The sequence below is a fragment of the Pseudomonas parafulva genome (assembly GCF_000800255.1).
Taxonomy (GTDB): domain Bacteria; phylum Pseudomonadota; class Gammaproteobacteria; order Pseudomonadales; family Pseudomonadaceae; genus Aquipseudomonas; species Aquipseudomonas boreofloridensis.
The window spans coordinates 2,249,419-2,273,051 of the sequence record NZ_CP009747.1 but is presented as its reverse complement, the minus strand read 5'-3'; the positions used below and the strand labels follow the sequence as shown (position 1 = coordinate 2,273,051).

Genomic DNA, 23,633 nt, shown 5'->3' with positions numbered 1-23,633 from the left:
CCGCCAACGCTGAACGCTTCACTGCCCCGTCAAACGCCCGGGCGAGTTCGCCTGGGCGTTTTTGTATCCGAGTTTTGAAAAAAGGAATCGCCCGTATGTTGGACGCCACGCTTAAATCGCAACTGAAAACCTACCTGGAGCGGGTCACCCAGCCGATCGAGATCGTTGCCTCCCTCGACGACGGGGCGAAATCCCGAGAAATGCACGACCTGCTGGTTGAAATCGCCGGCCTGTCGAACCTCATCACTCTGCGCGAGGACGGCAGCGATGCTCGTCGCCCTTCGTTCTCGCTCAACCGCCCAGGGGGCGATATCAGCCTGCGCTTCGCCGGCATCCCGATGGGTCACGAATTCACCTCCCTGGTGCTGGCGCTGCTGCAAGTTGGCGGCCACCCCTCCAAGGCCAGTGCCGAAGTGATCGAACAGATCAAGGCGCTGGAGGGCGATTTCACCTTTGAAACCTACTTCTCGTTGTCGTGCCAGAACTGCCCGGATGTGGTCCAGGCGCTGAACTTGATGGCGGTGCTCAATCCCAACATCCGCCACGTCGCCATCGACGGTGCGCTGTTCCAGGGCGAAGTCGAATCGCGCAAGATCATGGCAGTGCCCAGCGTCTACCTCAACGGTGAGGTGTTCGGCCAGGGTCGTATGGGCCTGGAGGAAATCCTTGGCAAGATCGACACCAATGCCGGTAGTCGTCAGGCCGAGAAAATCAACGCTAAAGATGCTTTCGATGTATTGGTGGTCGGTGGTGGTCCTGCCGGCGCGGCCGCAGCCATCTACGCCGCGCGTAAAGGTATTCGCACCGGCGTGGCTGCAGAGCGCTTCGGCGGTCAGGTCCTCGACACCTTGGCGATCGAGAACTTCATTTCCGTTCAGGAAACCGAAGGGCCAAAACTGGCCACTGCACTGGAAGAACACGTCAAGCAATACGACGTCGACATCATGAACCTGCAGCGTGGCGACGCGCTGATTCCTGCCAGTGAGGGTGGGCTGCACGAGGTGCGTCTGGCCAGCGGTGCCTCGCTCAAGGCCAAGACGGTGATTCTGGCCACTGGCGCACGCTGGCGTGAGATGAATGTGCCGGGCGAGCAGGAGTACCGAGCCCGTGGTGTGGCTTACTGCCCGCACTGCGACGGCCCGTTGTTCAAGGGCAAGCGTGTGGCGGTCATTGGTGGTGGCAACTCGGGTGTGGAGGCGGCCATCGACCTGGCCGGTATCGTCGCCCAGGTGACGCTGATCGAATTCGACAGCCAATTGCGCGCCGACGCTGTGTTGCAGCGCAAGTTGCACAGTCTGCCAAACGTCAAGGTCATCACCAGCGCGCTGACCACCGAGGTGCTGGGCAACGGTGAGAAAGTCACGGGGTTGCGCTACAAGGATCGCACCACCGAGCTGGTCCACGAGCTAGCGCTGGAAGGCATCTTTGTACAGATCGGTCTGCTGCCGAACACCGATTGGCTCAGAGGGACCGTCGAGCTGTCGCCGCGTGGCGAGATCATTGTCGATGCGAAAGGGCAGACCAGCATCCCTGGCGTATTTGCAGCCGGTGATGTGACCACCGTGCCGTACAAGCAGATCGTCATTGCCGTGGGCGAGGGCGCCAAGGCCTCGCTGGCTGCTTTCGATCACCTGATTCGTACGTCCGCACCGGCGTAAGGCCGCCGCCTCCTCCTGCCGGACCGACCCGCCCTCGCAACCGCTAAGGGCGGGTCAGTCGTTTCAGCCTTCGAGCAGCGCCAGGCGCGCTTCCAGTTCGGCAATTCGGGCTTCCAGTGCGTCTATACGTTCTTCGGTTGCGGCCGCAGGAGTGCCGCGCATTCCACTGTCCTGCTGGCGTACTGCGAGAATCGCGTCCACCTCCGCAGGATCGCCCAAGGCATGGGTGTAACGGTCCTCGCGTTGTCCTGCCTGGCGTGGTAGATGCAATGCCAGACCGCGTGACACCAAGCGCTCCAGTTGATGCTGAACCTGCTCAAGCTCTTCGAAGTCATGAAGCCGACTGCTGCGGGTCAGCAGCTCGTTGGCGGTTTGCGGTCCGCGCAGAAACATCAGCCCCATCAGCACCTGCTGGGCCGGAACCAGTTCCAGGGCCTTGTCCACCCGGTGCTCCCAGCGGTCTGCCCGGCTGCCCATCTGCAGGCGAGTCATGCCTTGCCCTTCGAGTGCCCGCAGGGCCTGGCCCACTTGGCCGGTAGACAGGCTCATCACCGGCTCGCGGCTGGTCTTCTGGTTGCAGGCCAGGACCAACGCGTTGAGCGTCAGCGGGTAGCTCTCAGGGCTGGTGGCCTGCTTCTCGATCAGCGAGCCGAGGATACGGATCTCGATGCCGTTGAAGCGGCCTTCGCCTGTGCTTTCATGTTCTGACATGGCCCTGCCTCGTCGCTAGGAAAGGCCACTAGCCTAGGGCCTGTTCCTCACGCAGGCAATTGCTGGATACGCTCAGGCTGCCCGTCGCTCCATGGCTTCGCAGGCGGCGGCGGTGAAGAGTACGTCAGTGGACGAGTTGAGCGCGGTTTCCGCCGAGTCCTGCAGGACGCCAATGATGAAACCGACGGCTACAACCTGCATGGCAATTTCGCTGGGGATGCCGAACAAGCTGCAGGCCAGCGGAATCAATAGTAGCGAACCACCAGCCACGCCCGATGCCCCACAAGCGCAGATGGCGGCCACTACGCTGAGTAGCACGGCGGTGGGCAGATCCACGCCAATACCAAGCGTATGGACTGCCGCAAGCGTCAATACGGTGATAGTGATGGCTGCGCCCGCCATGTTGATGGTTGCGCCCAGGGGAATCGACACGGAGTAGGTGTCTTCATGCAGGCCCAGGCGCTGCGACAATGCCAGGTTGACCGGAATGTTCGCCGCCGAACTGCGGGTGAAGAACGCCGTGATACCGCTTTCGCGCAGGCAAAGCAGGGTCAGTGGGTAAGGGTTGCGGCGGATCTGCCACCAGACGATCAACGGGTTCATCACCAGCACCACGAACAGCATGCAACCGATGAGCACGCCCAGCAGGTGCAGGTAACCGAGCAGCGCACCCAGCCCAGCCTCGGCCAAGGTCGCGGTGACCAAACCGAAAATACCCAGCGGCGCGAAGCGGATCACCAGACGCACCAACTCGGTAACGCCGTTGGACACATCGTCGATCACGCCCCGTGTGGCCTTGCCCGCTTTGCGCAACACCACGCCCAAGCCGATGGCCCAGGTCAGGATGCCGATGAAGTTGGCATTCACCAAGGCGCTCACCGGATTGTCGACAGCGCTTAACAGCAGTCCTTGCAGCACTTCCGTTATGCCCCCGGGCGCCGCCAGTGTGGCCTCGTGCGTGCTCAGCAGTAACGACGAGGGAAACGCCATGCTTGCCACCACGGCAACGACGGCAGCACCGAAAGTGCTCAGCAGGTACAGCCAGAGGATGGGTCGGATATGGGTCTGTTGTCCTTGCTGATGATTGGCGATGGAGGCAATGACCAGGACAAACACGAGAATCGGCGCAACCGCCTTGAGCGCCGTCACGAACACCTTGCCCAGGAACGCCAGATCGCGAGCCAGACTGGGCGCTATCAAGGCCAGGGCGATACCGGCTACCAAGCCGACAAGGATTTGCATCACCAGGCTGGTGCGGTTCAGGAGACGAAAAATGGGGATCATGTGCCGCGCGGTTCCAGATTCGGACAAACCGTGGACTGTAGCACAGCCGCAGTAGGGCGAGACTGACGGAACGCGTTGCTCATCCGCTCAGCCGTTGAACAGGTCTCGCCGCGCGCCCTCGGTAATGGCGACGATGCCTGGATGCTTGACCTTGCGCTCTACCGAGATCGCATAGAACGATTCCTGCACGGCGTCAGTCTGGCCGATCAGTTGCACGGCGTACTGACGACAGACCTCGTCGGCAATCACGCTGGGCGCCACGAAGATGCCGCTGCCAGACTGACCGAAGGCTTGCATCAAGGCGCTGTCGTCGAACTCTCCGACGATACGCGGTTGTACCTGCTGTTCGGCGAGCCAGCGCAACAAGCGGCTGCGTACGACCGTCTCCTGGCCCGGAATGAGAAACGGCGAATCGTGAAGGCAGTCTGGAAACGATGGTGTCAGGCGTGCGGCGAGCGCGTGCGTGGCAAAGAAGCTCAGGCCGCACTCTCCGAGTTTCTGGCTGTAGCCCTTGATGTCCAGATGACTTGGCATGGGGCTGTCAGAGATCACCAGGTCCAAGCGCTGGATGGCAAGGTCGGCCAGCAGCCGCTCGAGTTTGTCTTCGCGGCAATTGATGCGCAGTGTTTCATCTGCCGCCATGGTCGGTGCCAAGAGCCGATAGACGATCGACTTGGGTACCACGTCCGCCACGCCGACACGAAACAGGATCTGCTCCTCGGGGCCGGCGCGCAGTAAGGTTTCCAGTTCGCTGCCAATCTGGAACATCTGCTCGGCGTAGGCCAGCGTCTGGCGGCCGGTTTCAGTCAGTTCCAATTGACGACCGACACGCTGGAACAACTGCAGATCATAGGTTTGCTCGAATAGGCTGATCTGACCGCTGATGGTTTGCGGGGTCAGATTCAATTGCTCGCTGGCACGGGTAATGCTGCCAGTCCTGGCCACGACCCAGAAGTAGTGGAGCTGTCGATAATTAAGCATGGGATGTCTGAGCTTTCGTAAAAACCGAAGTATACCCGGTAAAAATACGAATTTTCCTGAAGTGTTGCCCTGCATAGAATGCCTGGCTATAGACGCGGCTGCGTCGCGGGACATCGACAAGTGAGGACACCATGCTACAACTGAAATCCATTGGTACGCCTTTGGTACTGGCCCTGGTGCTGCTGGCTACGGCAGGCTGCGATCAGGCCGAACAGTCTGCGCAACGCGTGCTCGATCAGGCCGCGGAGTCGGCCAGACAGGCGATCGACAAAACGCACGAAACGGCTCAGCAAGCGCTGAACGACACCTTGGGTGGAAAACCGCCCAAGCCGGAAAACCATCAAGACAAGCACGATACCCAAGACATCTGAGCGAAGAGGCACTAAATGGAATACTTGTTGGAACTTGCCGCGAGCCCGACGGCTTGGGTGGCCTTGGCTACGCTGGTGGCAATGGAAATCGTGCTCGGCATCGATAACCTGATTTTCATTTCCATCCTCACCAATAAGCTGCCTGAGGCCTATCGCTCAAAAGCGCGGCGTATCGGTATCAGCATGGCGTTGATCATGCGCTTGGCGCTGTTGTCGACGGTGGCTTGGATCGTCCAGCTTACCGAGCCGGTTATCGAAGTGTTGGGGCACGCATTCTCCTGGAAAGACATGATCCTGATCGCAGGTGGCTTGTTCCTGTTATGGAAGGCGACTAAAGAGATTCACGAAAGTGTAGACCCACGCGGTGCGAAAGAAACCTCGAAGGGTGGCAATACCGTGACCCTGGGCTTCGCTGCCGCAATCGGTCAGATCCTATTGCTCGACATCGTCTTCTCGGTCGATAGCATCATTACAGCCGTGGGCATGACCGAGCACCTGCCGATTATGATCATCGCCGTAATCAGCGCGGTGATCGTGATGCTGGTCGCTGCTGATCCTCTGGCCAAGTTCATCAACGACAACCCCACGGTCGTGATGCTGGCCCTGGGTTTCCTGATCATGATCGGTATGACCCTGATTGCCGAAGGTTTCGGTGCCCACGTACCCAAGGGCTACGTGTACGCGGCGATGGCGTTCTCGACCGCCATTGAGGTGCTTAACATCATGGTGAGACGCGCGCGCATTCGGCGTGAGCAGATGGACGCCTGAGTAGGAAACAGGGGGCTGGCGACAGCCCCTTTTCCTGTCAGATCAATGTGCCCCCGCATGCCGTCGTGCGCGGCCAGGCGATTGTGGCTTGGGCGAATTGGCGGTTGGGTTGTGGTATAGACGGGCATGGCGACGTGCGATGCGCAGTACCCCCCATAGCATGGCCGCTGCCACGCTTAGCCACATTGCGATCAACGTGATAATTGCCATTGTCAGGCTCATGGACGTGCCTCCTTCTCTCGGGCCAGCTTTCGGCTCGACCCTCCAGACACTTCTTTAGTGTAGCGCTGCGCGCATGACGTTCCATTGACCTTAGGTCTAGCCGTCAGGGGGATTTGGCTTCACGCCCGCCCCGGGCTGTACCCGAACCCCCCAGGCGCCTATGATCAGCCTCCAGTGCCTGGCACTGTCAGCCAGGCGTCGATACAAGCGAGTGTTCATGTCGCACGATTTTCTCAAGTCCTTGAGCGGTGGTCGGTATAAGTGGCTGGTGGCCTTGCTGTTGACCGCGAATCTCACCGGTTGCGCTTCGACTGCGCCGGCCGCGCTCGACCGACTGCCCCAGCGCGTGGAGATCAGCAGCGTGCCGTTCTATCGCGGTAACGCCAATTACAGCAGCGCCATGGCCTTGGCCGCCTTGCTGTCGCAACAAGGCGCGCCCATCACCCCGGGTCTGCTGGACAATGCGCTGGGCATGCCAGAGCGTGCGGCGTCATTGGAAGCCGCGATTGCGCGAGTAGCGCGCGAATATGGAAGGGTGGTGTATCCGCTGGACAAGCGTCTAGATGCCTTGTTGACTCAGGTTGCTGCGGGCAATCCCGTGCTGCTGCGCTACCACGATGGATCTGCGCTGTTTGGGGAGCCGCGCTATGCCGTGCTGATCGGCTACGACCGCTACAAGCAACGTGTGCTGTTGCGTTCAGGCATGAGCCGGCGCCATCTGCTGGATTTCGATACTTTCGAGAGTGCCTGGGTCAAGGAGGGCGCTTGGGCAGTGTTGGTTCAGTCACCCAGCCGGTTGCCTGCTGAAGTTGCCCGCCAGCGTTGGGTGAAGGCTGCCGATGAGCTGGCCCGAGAAGGCCAGGAGATTGCCGCTAAACAGGCGCTGCGTAGTCTGGGACAATAGCGCTGGGTGATGTTCAAGCCTGGAGGAGGGCCGAGCTCCGGCCCTCACTTTCTAGAATCGCGCCGCTCAGAACCCCAGGCGGTCGCGCAGACTGTAATACCAGGCGCCCAGGGCACTGAACGGGACGCGCAGTAGTTGGCCGCCAGGGAACGGATAGTGCGGCAGATCGGCAAAGGCGTCGAAGCGTTCTGCCTGGCCGCGAAGCGCCTCGGCCAGCACCTTGCCGGCCAGATGGGTGTAGGTTACGCCGTGACCTGAACAACCTTGGGAGTAGTAGATGTTGTCGCCAATACGGCCCACCTGCGGCAGGCGCGACAGCGTCAGCAGGAAGTTGCCGGTCCAGGCGTAATCGATTTTTACGTCCTTGAGCTGTGGGAACGCCTTGAGCATTTTTGGACGGATAATCGCTTCGATGTTTGCAGGATCCCGCGCGCCATACACCACGCCACCGCCGAAGATCAGCCGCTTGTCGCCGGTCAGGCGGTAGTAGTCGAGCAGGTAGTTGCAGTCTTCGACGCAGTAATCCTGCGGCAGCAAGGTGCGGGCCAGTTCTTCGCTCAAAGGCTCGGTGGTGATTACCTGGGTGCCGCAGGGCATGGACTTGGCTGCCAGCTCCGGTACCAAATTACCCAGGTACGCATTGCCTGCGACGATGATGAACTTGGCGCGTACCTTGCCTTGTGGCGTGTGTACCTGGGGATTGCTGCCGCGCTCGATGCGTACTGCCGGGCTCTGTTCATAGATGACGCCGCCCAGTGATTCGACTGCAGCCGCCTCGCCCAAGGCCAAGTTCAGCGGATGGATATGGCCACCGCTCATGTCCAGCATGCCGCCGACATAGTTGTCGCAGGCCACCACTTCGCGGATGCGTCGTTGATCCATCAACTCCAGTTGATTGTGACCGAAGCGCTCCCACAAGCGCTTCTGCGATTCGAGATGGCCCATCTGTTTGCTGGTCAGCGCGGCAAATACACCGCCATCTTTCAGGTCGCACTGGATGTTGTACTTGGCGACTCGCTCACGGATGATGCGACCCCCCTCGAAAGCCATCTGGCCAAGCAACTGGGCCTGCTGTGGGCCAACGGTGCGCTCAATGACATCGATGTCGCGGCTGTAGCTGTTGACGATCTGGCCACCGTTGCGACCCGACGCGCCGAAACCGACTTTAGCGGCTTCGAGCACCGTGACCTTGAAGCCGCTTTCCAGCAGGAACAGGGCGCTGGAGAGACCGGTGTAGCCGGCGCCGATGATGCACACATCGGTTTCCACCTCACCCTGCAGCGCCGGACGTGGCGGCACCGGGTTGGCCGAGGCGGCGTAGTAAGACTGTGGGTAGGGGGTGTGAGCCATGATGGGAACCTCGTGTTTTATATTTTTAACGCATGGAGCGATGCTATCAATAATAATAAACACCCGCTAGTCACCTGTTGAAAATCCTTCACACCCTGGAATGCCATCTGCGCGGGGCAAATATTTTAATAATCAGTAGGTTAGCGCGAAAAAAACAGTTGACAGCAATTTTATGATGCGTAGAATGCGCCCTCATCGACAGGCACATAGCTCAGTTGGTTAGAGCACCACCTTGACATGGTGGGGGTCGTTGGTTCGAGTCCAATTGTGCCTACCAAATCGACGAAAGGGGCGATCCGCAAGGGTCGCCCCTTTTGCATGTTGCTGATTCTCGAAGTCGCAAAGTTTTTGATTTTTTTGAAGAAAACGCTTTACAGGTGCGTAGGCGAGCTCTAATATGCGCACCACACGACAGGCACATAGCTCAGTTGGTTAGAGCACCACCTTGACATGGTGGGGGTCGTTGGTTCGAGTCCAATTGTGCCTACCAAATCGACGAAAAGGGCGATCCGAAAGGATCGCCCTTTTCGTTTTACGTGTTTTCCCGCGTCTCCCTCCCAGGATCAAGGTTGTGGGGTGCGACAGCGCGAGCGTCGGTCTCTCACTGCCAGCATGATAGAATCCTGCCCCTTCGACTCAGGAGATAGATGCGTGCGCAAGCTGACGGTGGTGATGGCGATAATAGCCCTGGCGGGCTGCGAGAACGAGGTCGAGGGTGTTCACAAGCAGGTCGCAGAGCATCTGCACAACCCCAAGAGCGCCAAGTTCGCCAACGTGCGGATCGACACTCAAGGCTCGATCTGTGGTCAGGTGCGCGGCAAGGACGACGCGGGTCAGTATGAGCCCTATCGCAGTTACGTCGCGATCAAGCATGACGGTCAATACGAGATACTGGTGGATGATAGCGGCAACAACCTGCGCATTCGCGAGGTCTGCGGCGGTGCCGACTTGCAGCGCCGCGCTGATGCATTAGCGGGTGAGCCGGCGCCGGAAGGCTGGGACGTTGAGGTTGTGCAAGGACCTAACATGGGAGCGCTCACCGACATGACCGCACGACTTTTGGAAAAGGGTATTCCCTCTCGCGTCGACTATCGAGAGGGCAAGCCGGTGGTGCTGATGGGGCCGTTCCCCTCCAGGGATGAGGCCGATGCGCGCAAGGCCGATGTCATGGCTCGGCTTGGTACGGACTCGATCGTAATTCAGCATGGTGCTCAGCGCTGATTCGTCCGCCGGCCTGTGGTTGCTGGCTGGCGGGTAATCTGGGTTGGGCAATCTTTCCTTTGTGCAAAACTAATCGAGCCCGTTGCCGGTCCAACGTGACAATGAACCGGCACCGCAGCGCTGGCGCGGCCAGGGTATTGATGTCCAAGGACATTTGCCGGGCTATGCTGAGCAGACACGGCGCCAGACGAAGCGTTGGCGTCATGCGGTTCGGCTATGTGAGCGTTGAAGGAGGGGGCATGTCTAGCCTGGAGCGAGCAATTTTACTGGCGACCCGAGCTCATGCTGGGCAGTTGGACAAGGGTGGTGCGGACTATATCCTGCATCCGCTCAGGGTCATGGCGCGGGTGTCGACCCCTGAGCAGCGAATTGTCGCCGTGCTTCACGATGTGCTCGAAGATACCTCGGTGACTTTGTCCGATTTGGCGCGTGAAGGCTTTCCTCTCAAGATACTTGCCGCGCTTCTCGCGCTGAGCCGGCGCGAGAATGAGCGCTATGAGGACTTCGTGGTGCGGCTGGGAAGCGACCCATTGGCCCGTGAAGTCAAGCTGGCAGACCTTGCAGACAACAGTGACCTTTCTCGCCTGGTTTGTCCGGGGCCGGTCGATATGGCGCGTCTTAGTCGCTACCGCGAGGCCAGTGCCTACTTGCAGGCGCTGGCCTGATTGAGCGCCAGCCTGGCCAGTATCGGCCAGGCTGGCGCTCAAGCGATTTCGCTTGAGTCGCGCACCATATCCACATGCGGAATGCCCGCCTCCAGAAACTCCTCGCTGATCACTTTGAAGCCCAGGCGCTCATAGAACGCGGTCGCATGAACTTGCGCACTGAGCATCTGTTGCTTCAGGTTGCGTTTTTGCGCTTCATTGATCACCGCCTTCATGAGGGCGTCGCCGACCTTCAATCCTCGCCAATCCTTGAGTACCGATACCCTGCCGATGGTGCCGTCTGGCAGCAGGCGCGCAGTGCCTATCGAGTAGTCGCCCTCCATGGCCAGAAAATGCACGGCACCTGGGTCTTCGGCGTCAAACTCCAACTCAGGCGGCACGTGCTGTTCGGCCACGAACACCGCGTTGCGGATGCGTTGGATGTCGGCATTGTCCTTATGCCAGTCGGCGAGACGAACGCGAATTTTATTCATCGGCAAATCCCAGGCTTCCTTGTTGAATCAGCTGGCATACCAGCGTGATGCCTTCTTCCTCTTCCAGCCAATCTGAAAGGTTTTCACTGTGCAGGGCATCGGCGGAACAAATCAGTTGCAAGAGTGCGCGCAGGTGGCCTGAGAGCAGACGGCTCTGGCCGCTGGCAAACAGCAGCAGATTGTCATCGACTTCCGACCACGCCAGGCGAGCGCTAGGGTTGCGAATCAGTATGGCGCCACGTTCAAGGCTGTCGAGCAGATCCTGTTCGGTGAGCGTTTCGCCTGCGACTTGCTCGGGATAGCGGGGTTCAGTCATGAACTGGCCGAACCACGTCAGCAGCAGGCGCTCGTCGCCCATGTGCTCGGCCAGCAGGGCTTTCAGGCGATCCAGCGCGTCGTGCTGAATCTGATGGGGATCGCTGACAGGCTGAGCGTCGGCGTCGCTGTAGCGTTCCTCGTCAGGAAGGAACTGGCTGAGGAAGTCGGTGAAGTGGGTAAGCACCTCGGCGGCACTGGGCGCACGGAAGCCGACCGAGTAGGTCAGGCAGTCGTCGACAGCTACACCGTAGTGGGCCAGGCGTGGAGGCAGATAGAGCATGTCGCCCGGCGCCAGCGTCCACTCGTCGCTCTGCTCGAAGTCGGCCAGGATGCGCAGGTCGGCGTGTTCGATCAGTGCGCTGTCGCTGTCGCACATCTGGCCGATCTTCCAGTTGCGTTTGCCGTGACCTTGCAGCAGGAACACGTCGTAGTTGTCAAAGTGTGGGCCGACGCTACCGCCGGGAGCGGCAAAGCTGATCATCACGTCGTCGATGCGCCAGCTTGGCAGGAAGCGGAAATGCTCCAGCAGCTCGGCGACTTCTGGGACGAACTGGTCCACTGCCTGGACCAGCAGCGTCCAGTCACGCTCGGGCAGGGTAGCGAAGGTATCTTCCTCGAACGGGCCGCGACGCATTTCCCAGGGGCGCTCGCCGTGCTCCAGCACCAGGCGCGATTCCACCTCCTCTTCCAGTGCCAGGCCGGCCAATTCGTCGGGATCGATAGGGCTTTGGAAGTCGGTGAATGCCTGGCGTACCAGCAGGGGCTTTTTCTGCCAGTAATCGCGCAGGAATTCACGGGCTGTGAGGCCGCCAAGCAGCTGCAGTGGAGTATCAGGATTCATGCTCAACCTATTGAAAATAAGAAATTTTAATCCGGGAATAAAAACGCCCGGCTAGGCCGGGCGTGGTCCGCAGGGCGCCGTTCAGATGCGTTTGGCCTGCGCAGCTGCGTTGCCGATGTAGCTGGCTGGCGTCAGCAGTTTGAGCTCGGCCTTGGCCTCGGCAGGCATATCCAGACCTTCGATGAAAGTCTGCAGCGCTTCTGGCGTGATGCCTTTGCCGCGGGTCAGTTCCTTGAGCTTCTCGTACGGGTTTTCGATGTTGAAGCGGCGCATGACGGTCTGGATCGGCTCGGCCAGCACTTCCCAGCAGGCGTCGAGGTCTGCGGCGATGCGGGCGGTGTTGATTTCCAGCTTGCCGATGCCCTTGAGGCTGGCTTCATAGGCGATGACGCTGTGGGCGAAGCCGACGCCCAGATTGCGCAGCACGGTGGAATCCGTCAGGTCACGCTGCCAGCGGGAGATTGGCAGCTTGCTGGCCAGGTGCTGGAACAGTGCGTTGGCGATGCCCAGGTTGCCTTCGGAGTTTTCGAAGTCGATCGGGTTGACCTTGTGCGGCATGGTCGAGGAGCCGATCTCGCCGGCGACCGTCTTCTGCTTGAAGTAGCCCAGCGAGATGTAACCCCAGACGTCGCGGTCGAAGTCGATGAGGATGGTGTTGAAGCGGGCGATGGCGTCGAACAGTTCGGCAATGTAGTCGTGCGGTTCGATCTGCGTCGTGTAGGGATTGAACTGCAAGCCCAACTCGTCTTCGATGAAGGCGCGAGCGTTCTGCTCCCAGTCGATCTGCGAGTAGGCCGACAGGTGAGCGTTATAGTTGCCCACGGCGCCGTTGATCTTGCCCAGCAGCGGAACGGCGGCTACCTGGGCAATCTGGCGCTCCAGGCGATAGACCACGTTGGCCAGTTCCTTGCCCAGCGTGGTTGGCGAGGCGGGTTGGCCGTGGGTGCGCGAGAGCATGGGCACGTCGGCATGCTGATGGGCGAGGGCGCGGATGGCCTTGGCGATCTGGCGCATCAGCGGCAGCAGCACGTCGTCGCGACCGGCACGCAGCATCAGCGCGTGAGACAGGTTGTTGATGTCTTCACTGGTGCAGGCGAAGTGGATGAACTCGCTGACCTTTGCCAGTTCCGGCAATTGGGCTGCCTGCTCCTTGAGCAAGTACTCGATGGCCTTGACGTCGTGATTGGTGGTGCGCTCGATTTCCTTGACGCGCTCGGCATGCTCGAGCTTGAAATCGCTGGCCAGGCTGTCCAGCACGGCGTTGGCTTCAGCAGAAAACGCTGGCACTTCGCCAATTTGCGGGTGGGCGGCCAGACGCTGCAGCCAGCGCACTTCGACCAGGGCACGGAAACGGATCAGGCCGAATTCGCTGAAGATAGGGCGCAGGGCCTGGGTTTTGCCGGCATAACGGCCGTCTACAGGGGAAACCGCAGTGAGCGAAGAAAGCTGCATGGGGTGCTCTCGGACAGTCGGGCTTTTGGAGGGCGCATATCATACATGAAAATCGCGCCGGGGTCGGGTGGCTGACCAAAGGTGTGGTCATGAAAAGCGTGTCTCGGTCCAGCGCAGACAGTTCTAGTCGAACATGCAGCGGCAGATGCTGCATTGCCTACGAGGCCAGATCTGCCTGCGCAGCGGGGGTGAGCCTCTCAGGAAGGCGACCGCATCATGTCGTACAGCTCGTTGAGTAGCTTGCGGCGGCTAAAGACCAGTTGCCAACGGTGTCCACCCAACTGCCGCCATAGGCGTGCGGCGCGGATGCCGGCCAACAGCAACGCACGAATCTTCGAGGCGTTGCTGGCCTGTTGCAGGAAACGCATGTCGCCGTGCACTTGGATGCGCTGACGCAGGGTGCTCAGCGTGTCTTGGTACAGCGCGCCGCTAGAGGCGATGACGTTCTCGTGGACGAGTCCGAAGTGGTCAGCTTGCGCCTGGATCTGCGGTAGTCGATTGCCGATGGTCTCCAGCAAGTCATCACGCTTACCCAGCTGACGCTCCAGGCCCAGCATCGATAGCGCATAGCGCAGTGGTTCGCGTTGCAGGCTGCTGGGATCGCGTTCGAGGGCGCCGACCAGAGCACGATAGCCCTCACGTAAGTTGAGGTCGTCGCCACCGAACACCTCCAGGGTGTTTTGGGGGTCGCGCACCAGCAGGCTGCCCAGCAGACAGCCGATATCCGCTTCACTGGACTGCCCGGTTCGGGCGATTCGGTCGACCATGACGGCTGCCTGGAACACGCCACCAAGGGCGATCAACTGCTCCTGCAGGTCGCTCATTCGCGCGGGCTCCAAGGCTCGGCAGTTTCGATCACGCCGCCGCCCAGGCAGATCTCGCCGTCGTAAAACACCACCGACTGTCCAGGCGTCACAGCGCGTTGCGGCTCGTCGAATACGGCGCGGTAGCCCTCGGCGGTGCGCTCCAGGGTGCAGGCCTGGTCGCCCTGGCGATAACGGACCTTGGCGCCGAGGCGCCGCGGGCGGGTCAAATCCACCGGGTTGACCCAGTAGATTTCCGAAGCCAGCAGGGCTCGGGAGAACAGCCAGGGATGCTCGTTGCCCTGGCCAACCACCAGTACATTGCGCGAGAGGTCTTTATCGAGCACATACCACGGCTCATCGCCTGCGTCTTTCAGACCGCCGATACCCAGCCCCTGACGCTGACCGATGGTGTGGTACATCAAACCGTGGTGCTGGCCGATGACTTCACCGTCGGTGGTTTGAATCTCACCAGGCTGGGCCGGTAGGTACTGCTTGAGGAAGTCACTGAAGCGGCGCTCGCCGATGAAGCAGATGCCCGTAGAGTCCTTCTTCTTCGCGGTGGCCAGGCCGTGTTTCTCGGCAATGGCACGTACCTCGGGCTTCTCCAGTTCGCCAACGGGAAATAGTGTGCGGGCAATCTCCTTGCCGCCGACGGCATGCAGGAAATAGCTCTGGTCCTTGTTCGGATCCAGTCCCTTCAGCAGTTCGGTGAGGGCGCCGGTGTCACGCCGACGCACGTAATGGCCCGTAGCAATCAAGTCAGCGCCCAGGGACAGTGCGTAGTCGAGGAACGCCTTGAACTTGATTTCGCGGTTGCACAGGATGTCTGGATTGGGTGTGCGACCGGCCTTGTATTCTTCCAGGAAGTGCTCGAACACGTTATCCCAGTACTCGGCGGCGAAATTGGCCGTGTGCAGCGTAATGCCGATGCGGTCACAGACCGCCTGGGCGTCTGCCAGGTCCTCGCGTGCAGTGCAATATTCGGTGCCGTCGTCCTCTTCCCAGTTCTTCATGAACAGACCTTCCACCTGATAGCCCTGCTCCATGAGCAGGAGGGCGGAGACGGATGAGTCGACGCCGCCGGACATGCCGACGATGACGCGGGTCCTGGAGGGGTCTTTGGGTGCTGGACTGGTCATGGCTACCGATGTGTATCAAGGGGAAAAACGCCGATTCTATCAGGCCAGGGCCTGCGCGTCAGTCGCGCAGCAGTGCGAGGCTGTGCAGCGGGCCTGCCAGGTAGTCGTCCAGGCAGCGCGGCACCAGCTCGCTGCGCCAGCGCTCGGAATCGGCTAGCAACTGGGCGCGGGTCAGCCACAGTGCGCGCGTGATATCGCTGTCCAATGCACGTTCGCGGTGATGATGCACGGGGCGGGCCGCGAAGCAGATGCGTTGATAGGTCACACCGTTGCTGGGAGCGGTATACAGATAGATGCCGACGACGCCAGTCAGCTCGACTTCCCAGGCCGTTTCTTCGAGGGTTTCGCGCAACGCGGCTTGGGCGAGCGTCTCATTGGCTTCGAGATGGCCAGCGGGTTGGTTGAGCACGTGCTTGCCAGCCTTGAGCTCTTCGACGAAGAGGAATGTGCCTTCCTGCTCGACAATGGTGGCGACGGTGATGTGAGGTTGCCAGGCCATGTTCCGGGCTCCTGTTGGGGGTGAAATCGTTTGTCCAGAAAGCACAAACCCCGGTTCTAAGCCCGGGGTTTGTGGTGTTACCTCAACCGTTTATTACAGCGCAGCGATGGCGTTGTTCAAGGTCTGGCTTGGGCGCATGACCTTGGCGGTCAGTTCGGCATCTGGCGCATAGTAGCCGCCGATGTCGACCGGCTTGCCCTGGACGGCGTTGAGCTCAGCGACGATGGTCGCCTCGTTCTCTGCCAGTGTCTTGGCCAGCGGTGCGAAGCGCGCTTGCAGTGCGGCGTCGTCGGTTTGAGCTGCCAGCGCCTCGGCCCAGTAGAGGGTCAGGTAGAAGTGGCTGCCACGGTTATCGATACCGCCCACCTTGCGCGAAGGGGACTTATTGGTGTCGAGGAACTTGCCGGTGGCCTGGTCAAGGGTTTTGGCCAGAACCTTGGCGCGCGGATTGTCGTAGGTGTTGCCCAGGTGTTCGAGCGAGGCTGCCAAAGCAAGGAATTCACCCAGCGAGTCCCAGCGCAGGAAGTTCTCTTCCACCAATTGCTGTACGTGCTTGGGTGCCGAGCCGCCGGCGCCGGTCTCGAACAGGCCACCGCCGCTCATCAGCGGGACGATCGACAGCATCTTGGCGCTGGTGCCCAGTTCCATGATCGGGAACAGGTCGGTCAGGTAGTCGCGCAGCACGTTACCGGTGACCGAAATGGTGTCCTTGCCTTCGCGAATGCGTGCGAGGGAGAACTTGATGGCGTCGACCGGTGCCAGGATACGGATATCCAGGCCGCGGGTGTCGTGATCCTTCAGGTACTTCTGCACCTTCTCGATCATCACGCCATCGTGAGCGCGTGCCGGGTCCAGCCAGAACACGGCCGGGGTATCGCTCAGGCGGGCGCGGTTAACGGCCAGCTTGACCCAGTCCTGGATCGGAGCGTCTTTGGTCTGGCACATGCGGAAGATGTCGCCGGCCTCGACGTTCTGCTCCAGCAGAACTTTGCCTTTTCCGTCAACCACACGCACGACGCCGTCGGCTTGGGCTTGGAAGGTTTTGTCGTGGGAGCCGTACTCTTCGGCCTTCTGCGCCATCAGGCCGACGTTTGGCACGCTGCCCATGGTGGTCGGATCGAAGGCGCCGTGCTGCTTGCAATCCTCGATGGTGGCCTGATAGATGCCAGCGTAGCAGCGGTCAGGAATGACAGCTTTGGCATCCTGCAACTCGCCGGCGGTATTCCACATCTTGCCCGAGTCACGAATCATCGCCGGCATCGAAGCGTCGACGATGACGTCGCTCGGTACGTGCAGGTTGGTGATGCCCTTGTCGGAGTTGACCATGGCCAGGGCCGGGCGAACGGCATACAGGGCCTGGATGTCGGCCTCGATCTCGGCTTGCTTCTCGGCAGGCAGGTCTTTGATGCGGGCATACAGGTCGCCGATGCCGTTATTGGCGTTGAAACCTACTTGGGCCAGGGCGTCGGCATGCTTGCTCAGCACATCGTTATAGAACTCTTCGACGATCACGCCGAACATGATCGGGTCGGAGACCTTCATCATGGTGGCCTTGAGGTGAACCGACAACAGCACGCCAGAGGCCTTGGCGTCGGCGATCTGCTCGGCGATGAAGGTCTTGAGCGCCTTGCGGCTCAGGGTAGCGCAGTCGATGACTTCGGCGGCTTTGACAGCGGTTTTTTCCTTGAGGACGGTGATCTTGCCGTCCTTGCCGACCAGTTCGATGCGCACGTTGTCATCGGCTTCGATCTGCGCCGCTTTCTCGCTGCCATAAAAGTCGCCCTGGCTCATGTGAGCGACGTGCGACTTGGAGTCGGCCGCCCAGGCGCCCATCTTGTGCGGATGCTTGCGCGCATAGTTCTTCACCGACAGCGGGGCGCGGCGGTCGGAGTTGCCTTCACGCAGCACCGGATTCACAGCGCTGCCCTTGATCCGGTCGTAGCGCGCGCGCGACTCTTTATCTTCGGCAGTGGTCGGCTCATCGGCGTAGTCAGGAATGTTGAAGCCTTTGGCCTGGAGCTCTTTGATCGCCGCCTTGAGCTGCGGAACCGATGCGGAGATGTTCGGCAGCTTGATGATGTTGGCTTCAGGGGTGGTGGCCAGCTGACCCAGTTCCGCCAGATGATCGCCTACCTGCTTCTCTGCGCCCAGTTGCTCGGGGAACGACGCGAGGATACGGCCAGCCAGGGAAATATCGCGGGTTTCGACGGCGATGTCAGCCGAAGCGGTGAAGGCTTCGATGATCGGCAGCAGCGAGTAGGTGGCGAGGGCGGGGGCTTCGTCGGTGAAGGTATAGATGATCTTGGAACGGGTGGGCATGCGGGTTAACTCTCTGTGTGCTGAGCGTACTCGAGTCTCGAGGTGCGCAGGGTAGGCGCTTCGCCCTGGCGGTGCCTTGAGCGGATGGTCGAGAGGCTGCGAGCGGTGATGGTGGATGCATCAGTCGAGCGTCAAGTGCTGGGTGCGGTAACAGCCCAGGCTTACTGGCCTTACCTGGCCGAGGGCGAGCCGCCTATTCCAAGGGTTCGCCCCGATGACCCTGTGGTCAGGGACGGAGTATATCAAACCCTTCGGTCGATTCAGCAAGGCGAAGCGCTATCGACGCCTTTATAAGACCAAAGATGTACGGGCAATGTGACGAGATGCCGCAGGTGGCGATTAATCGTCGTGATACACAAGGTTATTTTCTGTAACAAAAAAAGCCGGTCATGCCTCGTTTAGCGCAGGCAGCCGGCCTTCTTCGAGGTGCGGTGAACGCGGTCAGGCCCTGGCGGTCTCGCTCTGCCGGTTGACATCGGTTACGGTGGTATCGGCTTTGGCGCCAGCGATGTTGACAGCATGGAGGCCTTTGGGGCCTTGCACGACGTCGAATGTCACTGCCTGGCCAGCCTTCAATGTCCGGTAGCCATCCATCTGAATCGCGGAGTAGTGGGCGAACAGGTCGTCCGTCTTGCCGTCTTCATTGATGAATCCATAGCCCTTGGCATTGTTGAACCACTTGACTTTACCGCTTGCCATCCCTATGTCCTCTGCAAAGGACTCCATCACTGGAGTATCATCCACGTCATCCGCATACGAACCATGCGAAAAAATCTGGTTGACTGCGCGGATCTTTATACACCACGGTGGGCTCATATTGGTTGTAACACCGTTTTGCCGATAGTCAAGGTCATGCGGCAGCCGCGCCGGCGGTGACTGTGCGGTCGACCCACAACCCTAACCTGTCGATATGATGAAATTCTTTCCATGCATGCACTCAGGCAGATTCGACTAACATTCAATCAGGATCGCCCGAAGTCCGATGAGGACGATGGGGCAGGTCTGGCGGTCCAAGAAGCCAAGCCAATCCTTCAGGCTCCACCGATGTACAAGGTGGTTTTGTTCAACGATGACTACACACCGATGGATTTCGTCGTCGAAGTGCTCGAAACGTTCTTCAGTCTGAACCGTGAGCTGGCGACCAAGATCATGCTGACTGTCCACACCGAAGGGCGGGCAGTGTGCGGATTGTTTACCCGCGACATTGCCGAAACCAAGGCCATGCAGGTCAATCAATACGCAAGAGAAAGCCAGCATCCGCTACTCTGTGAAATCGAGAAGGACGGTTAATCGCCGACCACTTGGGTATGAGGTGAAGCTATGTTAAACCGCGAGCTCGAAGTCACCCTCAATCTTGCCTTCAAGGAGGCACGTTCGAAGCGTCATGAATTCATGACCGTCGAACACCTGCTGTTGGCGCTCCTTGACAACGAGGCGGCTGCGACCGTTCTGCGCGCCTGTGGCGCCAATCTCGACAAGCTCAAGCATGATCTGCAGGAGTTCATCGATTCCACTACCCCTCTGATCCCGGTGCATGACGAAGACCGCGAGACACAGCCAACGTTGGGTTTCCAACGCGTGCTGCAGCGCGCTGTTTTCCATGTGCAAAGCTCCGGCAAGCGTGAAGTGACCGGCGCCAACGTGTTGGTCGCGATCTTCAGTGAGCAGGAGAGCCAGGCGGTGTTCCTGCTCAAGCAGCAGAGCGTGGCCCGGATCGATGTGGTCAACTACATCGCGCACGGCATCTCCAAGGTGCCGGGCCATGGTCCGAATACTGAAGGCGATCAGGACATGCAGGACGAGGACGGCGCAGAAGCGTCCTCGTCGAGCAATCCGCTGGATGCCTATGCCAGCAATCTCAATGAGCTGGCCCGTGCCGGTCGCATCGACCCCCTGGTCGGGCGCGAGCAGGAAGTCGAGCGGGTTGCGCAGATCCTCGCGCGTCGGCGCAAGAACAATCCACTGCTGGTGGGTGAAGCCGGTGTCGGCAAGACGGCCATCGCAGAAGGGTTGGCCAAGCGTATCGTCGATGGCCAGGTGCCTGACCTGCTGGCGCAAAGCGTAGTGTATTCGCTGGATCTCGGCGCGCTGTTGGCCGGCACCAAGTACCGGGGCGACTTCGAGAAGCGTTTCAAGGCATTGCTTGGTGAGCTGCGCAAGCGCCCTCAAGCCATTCTGTTCATTGATGAAATCCATACCATCATCGGTGCTGGCGCGGCATCCGGTGGGGTGATGGATGCCTCCAACCTGCTCAAGCCGCTGCTGTCTTCGGGTGATATCCGCTGCATTGGCTCCACGACTTTCCAAGAGTTCCGTGGCATTTTCGAGAAAGATCGAGCGCTGGCGCGGCGCTTCCAGAAAGTCGACGTCAGCGAGCCCTCCGTGGAGGACACCGTTGGCATTCTGCGTGGGTTGAAAGGGCGCTTCGAGAGTCATCATCACATCGAATACAGCGATGAAGCGCTTCGCGCGGCTGCCGAGTTGGCTGCGCGCTACATCAATGACCGGCACATGCCGGACAAGGCCATTGATGTGATCGACGAAGCCGGCGCCTACCAGCGCCTGCAGCCGGAGGCCAATCGGGTCAAGCGTATCGACGTGCCGCAGGTGGAGGACATCGTGGCCAAGATCGCGCGTATCCCGCCAAAGCATGTCACCAGCTCCGACAAGGAACTGCTGCGCAACCTTGAGCGTGATCTGAAGCTCACCGTGTTCGGTCAGGATGCGGCAATCGATTCACTGTCGACTGCGATCAAGCTGTCGCGAGCAGGCCTGAAGGCACCCGACAAACCCGTAGGCTCCTTCCTGTTCGCAGGCCCTACGGGGGTCGGCAAGACCGAAGCTGCTCGGCAGTTGGCCAAGGCACTGGGTGTCGAGTTGGTGCGCTTCGACATGTCGGAGTACATGGAGCGGCACACCGTATCGCGCTTGATCGGCGCGCCTCCTGGTTACGTTGGATTCGACCAGGGTGGGCTGCTGACCGAAGCCATCACCAAACAACCGCACTGCGTGTTGCTGCTCGATGAAATCGAGAAAGCTCACCCGGAGGTCTTCAACCTGCTGCTGCAGGTCATGGACCATGGCACCCTGACCGACAACAATGGGCGCAAGGCGGACTTCCGTAACGTGATTCTGATCATGACGACAAACGCCGGGGCGGAAACTGCGTCGCGGGCTTCGATTGGCTTCACCCATCAAGATCACGCGTCGGACGCGATGGAGGTCATTCGCAAGAGCTTTACGCCGGAGTTCCGCAACCGTCTGGATACCATCATTCAGTTCGGTCGCTTGAGCCACGAAACGATCAAGAGCATCGTCGACAAGTTCCTTATCGAGCTTCAAGCTCAACTGGAAGACAAGCGCGTGCTGCTCGAGGTCAGTGACGAGGCGCGTGGCTGGCTGGCAAGCAAGGGGTATGACGTGCAGATGGGGGCTCGACCTATGGCGCGGCTCATTCAGGACAAGATCAAGCGGCCTCTGGCTGAAGAGATCCTGTTCGGCGAGTTGTCCGAGCATGGCGGCGTGGTGCATGTGGAACTGCGCGATGGCGAGCTGGTGTTCGACTTCGAGACCGCGGCCGAAGTGGCTTGAGCAAAGGGGCCGCTGTGCGGCCCTGGCGCTTTGGTAGGCTGCACAAAAAAGCCCGGCGCATTGGCCGGGCTTTTTTGTGGCTGAAGCTTAGCGCGCGCGGTAGGTGATGCGGCCCTTGCTCAGGTCGTAAGGCGTCAGTTCGACGCGGACCTTGTCGCCAGTGAGGATGCGGATGTAGTTCTTGCGCATTTTTCCGGAAATGTGCGCGGTGACAACGTGGCCGTTTTCCAGCTCCACGCGAAACATGGTGTTTGGAAGGGTGTCGACGACACTGCCTTCCATTTCGAAGCTGTCTTCTTTCGACATGCAGTAAAACCCTCGGTGTCCAGAGATGGCCCGACGCGCAGTTGCACCGGGCAAAAAAAGTGGCGTGGATTATGCCCGAAAAATGTATTTCAAGCCAATGCTTTCAGTTGAGGCTGACCCAGCGCTGGTTAATCAGTAGCTCGATGGGGCGGTATTGGGTCTTGTAGTTCATCTTCTGACAATTCTTGATCCAGTAGCCAAGATAGACCGCCTCCAGATCCTGGCGTAGCGTTTCAGCGATCTGCCAGAGGATGGCAAAGCGGCCCAAGCTACGGCGCTCTTCATCTGGATCGTAGAAGGTATACACCGCCGATAGGCCATTGGGCAGCAGGTCACATACCGCCACTGCAAGCAGGCGACCATGCAGGCAAAATTCGTAGAACCAACTGAAGGGCAGGTCGCGTACCAGAAACGTGGAGAACTGGTCGCGACTGGGCGGGTACATGTCGCCGTCAGCGTGGCGCGTTTCGATGTAGCGGCGATACAGATCGAAATATTCTTCTTTGAAAGCCGGTCGCGCGGGGCTGACCACAAGGTCCTCATTGCGCTTGAGAATGCGTCGCTGCTGGCGGTTGGGCACGAAGCGTGCTGCGGGGATGCGTGCCGGTACGCAGGCAGAGCAGCTCTGGCAGTGAGGTCGGTAGAGATGATCGCCGCTGCGGCGAAAGCCCATTTCCGACAGGTCGGCATACACATTTACGTCCATGGGCTGGCTGGGGTCCAGGAACAGGGTCGTCGCCTGCTCATCGGGCAGGTAGCTGCAGGAGTGGGGTTGAGTGGCATAGAACTTCAATCGCGCCAGCTCTGTCATGATAGCCCCCTGGGCAAGACGTTGCTCTAAGTGTATGCCAGCTCTGGGCGGTCGCCTAGCGCGCCCAGGCTGCGTCGCAGGAGTGGTCGAGATGGCATGACAGATAGTCGGCGAACGCCTTCCGGCTGATAGCGCGCGCGCCGAGGCTATGCAGGTGATCGGTGGGCATCTGGCAGTCGATCAATACAAAGCCAGCTTCGCGCAGACGTTCAACCAGCGTCACGAAACCGACCTTGGAGGCATTGTCGGCGCGGCTGAACATGGATTCGCCGAAGAACAGGCGGCCCATGGCCAGGCCGTATAGGCCGCCAACCAGTTCGCCGGCCTGGCGTACCTCGACCGAATGAGCGATACCGCGGTGGTGCAACTCGCGGTATGCCGCCTGCATGCTGTCGGTGATCCAGGTGCCGTCGGCGTAATCACGGGGTGCGGCGCACGCAGCGATTACACTGGCGAAATCGGTGTCGAAGCTGACTTGGTAGCGGCCCTGACGCATCAGCTTGGCCAGCGACCGGGATACGTGAAGTTCGTCCGGTAACAGCACGGTGCGAGGATCGGGCGACCACCATAGAATCGGCTGTCCGTCCTGATACCAAGGGAAGCAGCCGTGGCGGTAGGCCTGAATCAGGCGCTCGGGTGTGAGATCGCCTCCCGCGGCGAGTAAGCCGTTGGGCTCGTTGAGGGCTTTATTGAGGGGTGGGAAGTTCAGCGAGTCGCGGGTCAGCCAGGTGAGCATGGTGATTCGGCGGTAGGGGAGGGGAGTGACGAGCATGGCGGCAGGCGTCGTCGAGGTCAATGTCTGGGCTGTTGCAGCATGCTGGGCTGCAGGAGTGGCGCGGCTCGTCGAGCTGTTTCACCGCTAGCCGATGGGCATCTGGCACCATCGCCGACATTTGCTGTCATACCTGTGCAAAAATACAGCATAAGCCTTTGTCACAGAACA

Annotated in this window: 24 protein-coding genes and 2 tRNA genes; 10 read left to right on the top strand and 16 right to left on the bottom strand. The window is 60.1% G+C overall.

Annotation, left to right across the window (positions count from 1 at the left end; all coding sequences use genetic code 11):
• Positions 1-95: 95 nt before the first annotated feature.
• Positions 96-1,658 (top strand): alkyl hydroperoxide reductase subunit F, encoded by a 1,563-nt coding sequence (ahpF, locus tag NJ69_RS09615; protein ID WP_039578470.1) that lies wholly within the window; start codon positions 96-98, stop codon positions 1,656-1,658.
• 63 nt (positions 1,659-1,721) lie between these two features.
• On the opposite strand, the gene NJ69_RS09610 is transcribed toward ahpF, so the two are convergent.
• The 3 genes from NJ69_RS09610 to nhaR all read right to left on the bottom strand — a co-directional run bounded on the left by NJ69_RS09610 (position 1,722) and on the right by nhaR (position 4,634).
• A complete protein-coding gene (locus NJ69_RS09610) occupies positions 1,722-2,369 on the bottom strand; it encodes a YceH family protein (RefSeq protein WP_039578468.1) in 648 nt (215 codons plus the stop codon).
• A gap of 72 nt (positions 2,370-2,441) precedes the next feature.
• Positions 2,442-3,653: a serine/threonine transporter SstT gene (sstT, locus tag NJ69_RS09605; protein WP_039578466.1), complete on the bottom strand. Its 1,212-nt coding sequence runs from the start codon at positions 3,651-3,653 to the stop codon at positions 2,442-2,444.
• Positions 3,654-3,740: 87 nt separating this feature from the next.
• Positions 3,741-4,634: a transcriptional activator NhaR gene (nhaR, locus tag NJ69_RS09600; protein ID WP_039578464.1), complete on the bottom strand. Its 894-nt coding sequence runs from the start codon at positions 4,632-4,634 to the stop codon at positions 3,741-3,743.
• Positions 4,635-4,765: 131 nt separating this feature from the next.
• Here nhaR and NJ69_RS09595 point away from each other — a divergent pair, with 131 nt between their 5' ends.
• Both NJ69_RS09595 and NJ69_RS09590 read left to right on the top strand, forming a co-directional pair.
• Positions 4,766-5,005: a hypothetical protein gene (locus tag NJ69_RS09595; RefSeq protein ID WP_029612312.1), complete on the top strand. Its 240-nt coding sequence runs from the start codon at positions 4,766-4,768 to the stop codon at positions 5,003-5,005.
• A gap of 15 nt (positions 5,006-5,020) precedes the next feature.
• A complete protein-coding gene (locus tag NJ69_RS09590) occupies positions 5,021-5,773 on the top strand; it encodes a TerC family protein (protein WP_029612310.1) in 753 nt (250 codons plus the stop codon).
• 42 nt (positions 5,774-5,815) lie between these two features.
• Here NJ69_RS09590 and NJ69_RS22915 read toward each other — a convergent pair whose 3' ends face one another.
• On the bottom strand, positions 5,816-5,995 hold the full coding sequence (locus NJ69_RS22915) for a hypothetical protein (RefSeq protein WP_080754739.1): 180 nt from the start codon (positions 5,993-5,995) through the stop codon (positions 5,816-5,818).
• Between the two features lie 160 nt (positions 5,996-6,155).
• Between NJ69_RS22915 and NJ69_RS09585 the strand changes: the two genes are divergently transcribed.
• Positions 6,156-6,899: a peptidase C39 family protein gene (locus NJ69_RS09585; RefSeq protein ID WP_039578461.1), complete on the top strand. Its 744-nt coding sequence runs from the start codon at positions 6,156-6,158 to the stop codon at positions 6,897-6,899.
• 66 nt (positions 6,900-6,965) lie between these two features.
• Here NJ69_RS09585 and NJ69_RS09580 read toward each other — a convergent pair whose 3' ends face one another.
• Positions 6,966-8,249 carry an NAD(P)/FAD-dependent oxidoreductase gene (locus tag NJ69_RS09580; protein ID WP_029612308.1) on the bottom strand — a complete coding sequence of 428 codons (1,284 nt, stop codon included), beginning with the start codon at positions 8,247-8,249 and terminating at the stop codon, positions 6,966-6,968.
• Positions 8,250-8,449: 200 nt separating this feature from the next.
• Here NJ69_RS09580 and NJ69_RS09575 point away from each other — a divergent pair.
• The 4 genes from NJ69_RS09575 to NJ69_RS09560 all read left to right on the top strand — a co-directional run bounded on the left by NJ69_RS09575 (position 8,450) and on the right by NJ69_RS09560 (position 10,135).
• Positions 8,450-8,526, top strand: a tRNA-Val gene (locus tag NJ69_RS09575).
• Positions 8,527-8,662: 136 nt separating this feature from the next.
• Positions 8,663-8,739 (top strand) — tRNA-Val (locus tag NJ69_RS09570).
• 161 nt (positions 8,740-8,900) lie between these two features.
• Positions 8,901-9,470, top strand: a complete 570-nt coding sequence (locus tag NJ69_RS09565; protein ID WP_039578458.1) for an SPOR domain-containing protein — start codon at positions 8,901-8,903, stop codon at positions 9,468-9,470.
• 239 nt (positions 9,471-9,709) lie between these two features.
• Positions 9,710-10,135, top strand: a complete 426-nt coding sequence (locus NJ69_RS09560; RefSeq protein ID WP_039578456.1) for a GTP pyrophosphokinase — start codon at positions 9,710-9,712, stop codon at positions 10,133-10,135.
• A gap of 38 nt (positions 10,136-10,173) precedes the next feature.
• On the opposite strand, the gene NJ69_RS09555 is transcribed toward NJ69_RS09560, so the two are convergent.
• The 8 genes from NJ69_RS09555 to cspD all read right to left on the bottom strand — a co-directional run bounded on the left by NJ69_RS09555 (position 10,174) and on the right by cspD (position 18,681).
• Entirely contained in the window at positions 10,174-10,608 is a 435-nt protein-coding gene (locus tag NJ69_RS09555; protein WP_039578453.1) for a GNAT family N-acetyltransferase, read from the bottom strand.
• Positions 10,601-11,767 carry a cupin domain-containing protein gene (locus NJ69_RS09550; RefSeq protein ID WP_039578450.1) on the bottom strand — a complete coding sequence of 389 codons (1,167 nt, stop codon included), beginning with the start codon at positions 11,765-11,767 and terminating at the stop codon, positions 10,601-10,603. Before NJ69_RS09550 ends, NJ69_RS09555 begins: the two co-directional genes overlap by 8 nt.
• Before the next feature lie 81 nt (positions 11,768-11,848).
• The gene (gene purB / locus NJ69_RS09545) at positions 11,849-13,219 is read right to left on the bottom strand and encodes an adenylosuccinate lyase (protein ID WP_039578448.1); all 1,371 of its coding nucleotides are present in this window, start codon (positions 13,217-13,219) and stop codon (positions 11,849-11,851) included.
• Between the two features lie 197 nt (positions 13,220-13,416).
• Positions 13,417-14,043 (bottom strand): high frequency lysogenization protein HflD, encoded by a 627-nt coding sequence (gene hflD, locus NJ69_RS09540; RefSeq protein ID WP_039578447.1) that lies wholly within the window; start codon positions 14,041-14,043, stop codon positions 13,417-13,419.
• A complete protein-coding gene (mnmA, locus tag NJ69_RS09535; protein WP_039578444.1) occupies positions 14,040-15,164 on the bottom strand; it encodes a tRNA 2-thiouridine(34) synthase MnmA in 1,125 nt (374 codons plus the stop codon). The genes hflD and mnmA overlap by 4 nt, the downstream gene beginning before the upstream one ends.
• A gap of 58 nt (positions 15,165-15,222) precedes the next feature.
• On the bottom strand, positions 15,223-15,663 hold the full coding sequence (locus NJ69_RS09530; protein WP_029614437.1) for an NUDIX hydrolase: 441 nt from the start codon (positions 15,661-15,663) through the stop codon (positions 15,223-15,225).
• A 93-nt stretch (positions 15,664-15,756) separates the two neighbouring features.
• The gene (locus tag NJ69_RS09525; RefSeq protein WP_039578441.1) at positions 15,757-17,982 is read right to left on the bottom strand and encodes an NADP-dependent isocitrate dehydrogenase; all 2,226 of its coding nucleotides are present in this window, start codon (positions 17,980-17,982) and stop codon (positions 15,757-15,759) included.
• A 441-nt stretch (positions 17,983-18,423) separates the two neighbouring features.
• On the bottom strand, positions 18,424-18,681 hold the full coding sequence (cspD, locus tag NJ69_RS09520; protein WP_039578439.1) for a cold shock domain-containing protein CspD: 258 nt from the start codon (positions 18,679-18,681) through the stop codon (positions 18,424-18,426).
• A gap of 228 nt (positions 18,682-18,909) precedes the next feature.
• Between cspD and clpS the strand changes: the two genes are divergently transcribed.
• Positions 18,910-19,272, top strand: coding sequence for an ATP-dependent Clp protease adapter ClpS (gene clpS, locus NJ69_RS09515; RefSeq protein ID WP_029614442.1), 363 nt, complete (start codon positions 18,910-18,912; stop codon positions 19,270-19,272).
• 30 nt (positions 19,273-19,302) lie between these two features.
• Positions 19,303-21,573, top strand: coding sequence for an ATP-dependent Clp protease ATP-binding subunit ClpA (gene clpA, locus NJ69_RS09510; protein WP_039578436.1), 2,271 nt, complete (start codon positions 19,303-19,305; stop codon positions 21,571-21,573).
• Between the two features lie 87 nt (positions 21,574-21,660).
• On the opposite strand, the gene infA is transcribed toward clpA, so the two are convergent.
• From infA to aat, 3 genes are all read right to left on the bottom strand, one after another.
• On the bottom strand, positions 21,661-21,879 hold the full coding sequence (infA, locus tag NJ69_RS09505) for a translation initiation factor IF-1 (RefSeq protein ID WP_029614443.1): 219 nt from the start codon (positions 21,877-21,879) through the stop codon (positions 21,661-21,663).
• A gap of 103 nt (positions 21,880-21,982) precedes the next feature.
• Positions 21,983-22,690, bottom strand: a complete 708-nt coding sequence (locus NJ69_RS09500) for an arginyltransferase (protein WP_039578434.1) — start codon at positions 22,688-22,690, stop codon at positions 21,983-21,985.
• Between the two features lie 55 nt (positions 22,691-22,745).
• A complete protein-coding gene (gene aat / locus NJ69_RS09495) occupies positions 22,746-23,426 on the bottom strand; it encodes a leucyl/phenylalanyl-tRNA--protein transferase (protein ID WP_039578431.1) in 681 nt (226 codons plus the stop codon).
• Positions 23,427-23,633: the final 207 nt, after the last annotated feature.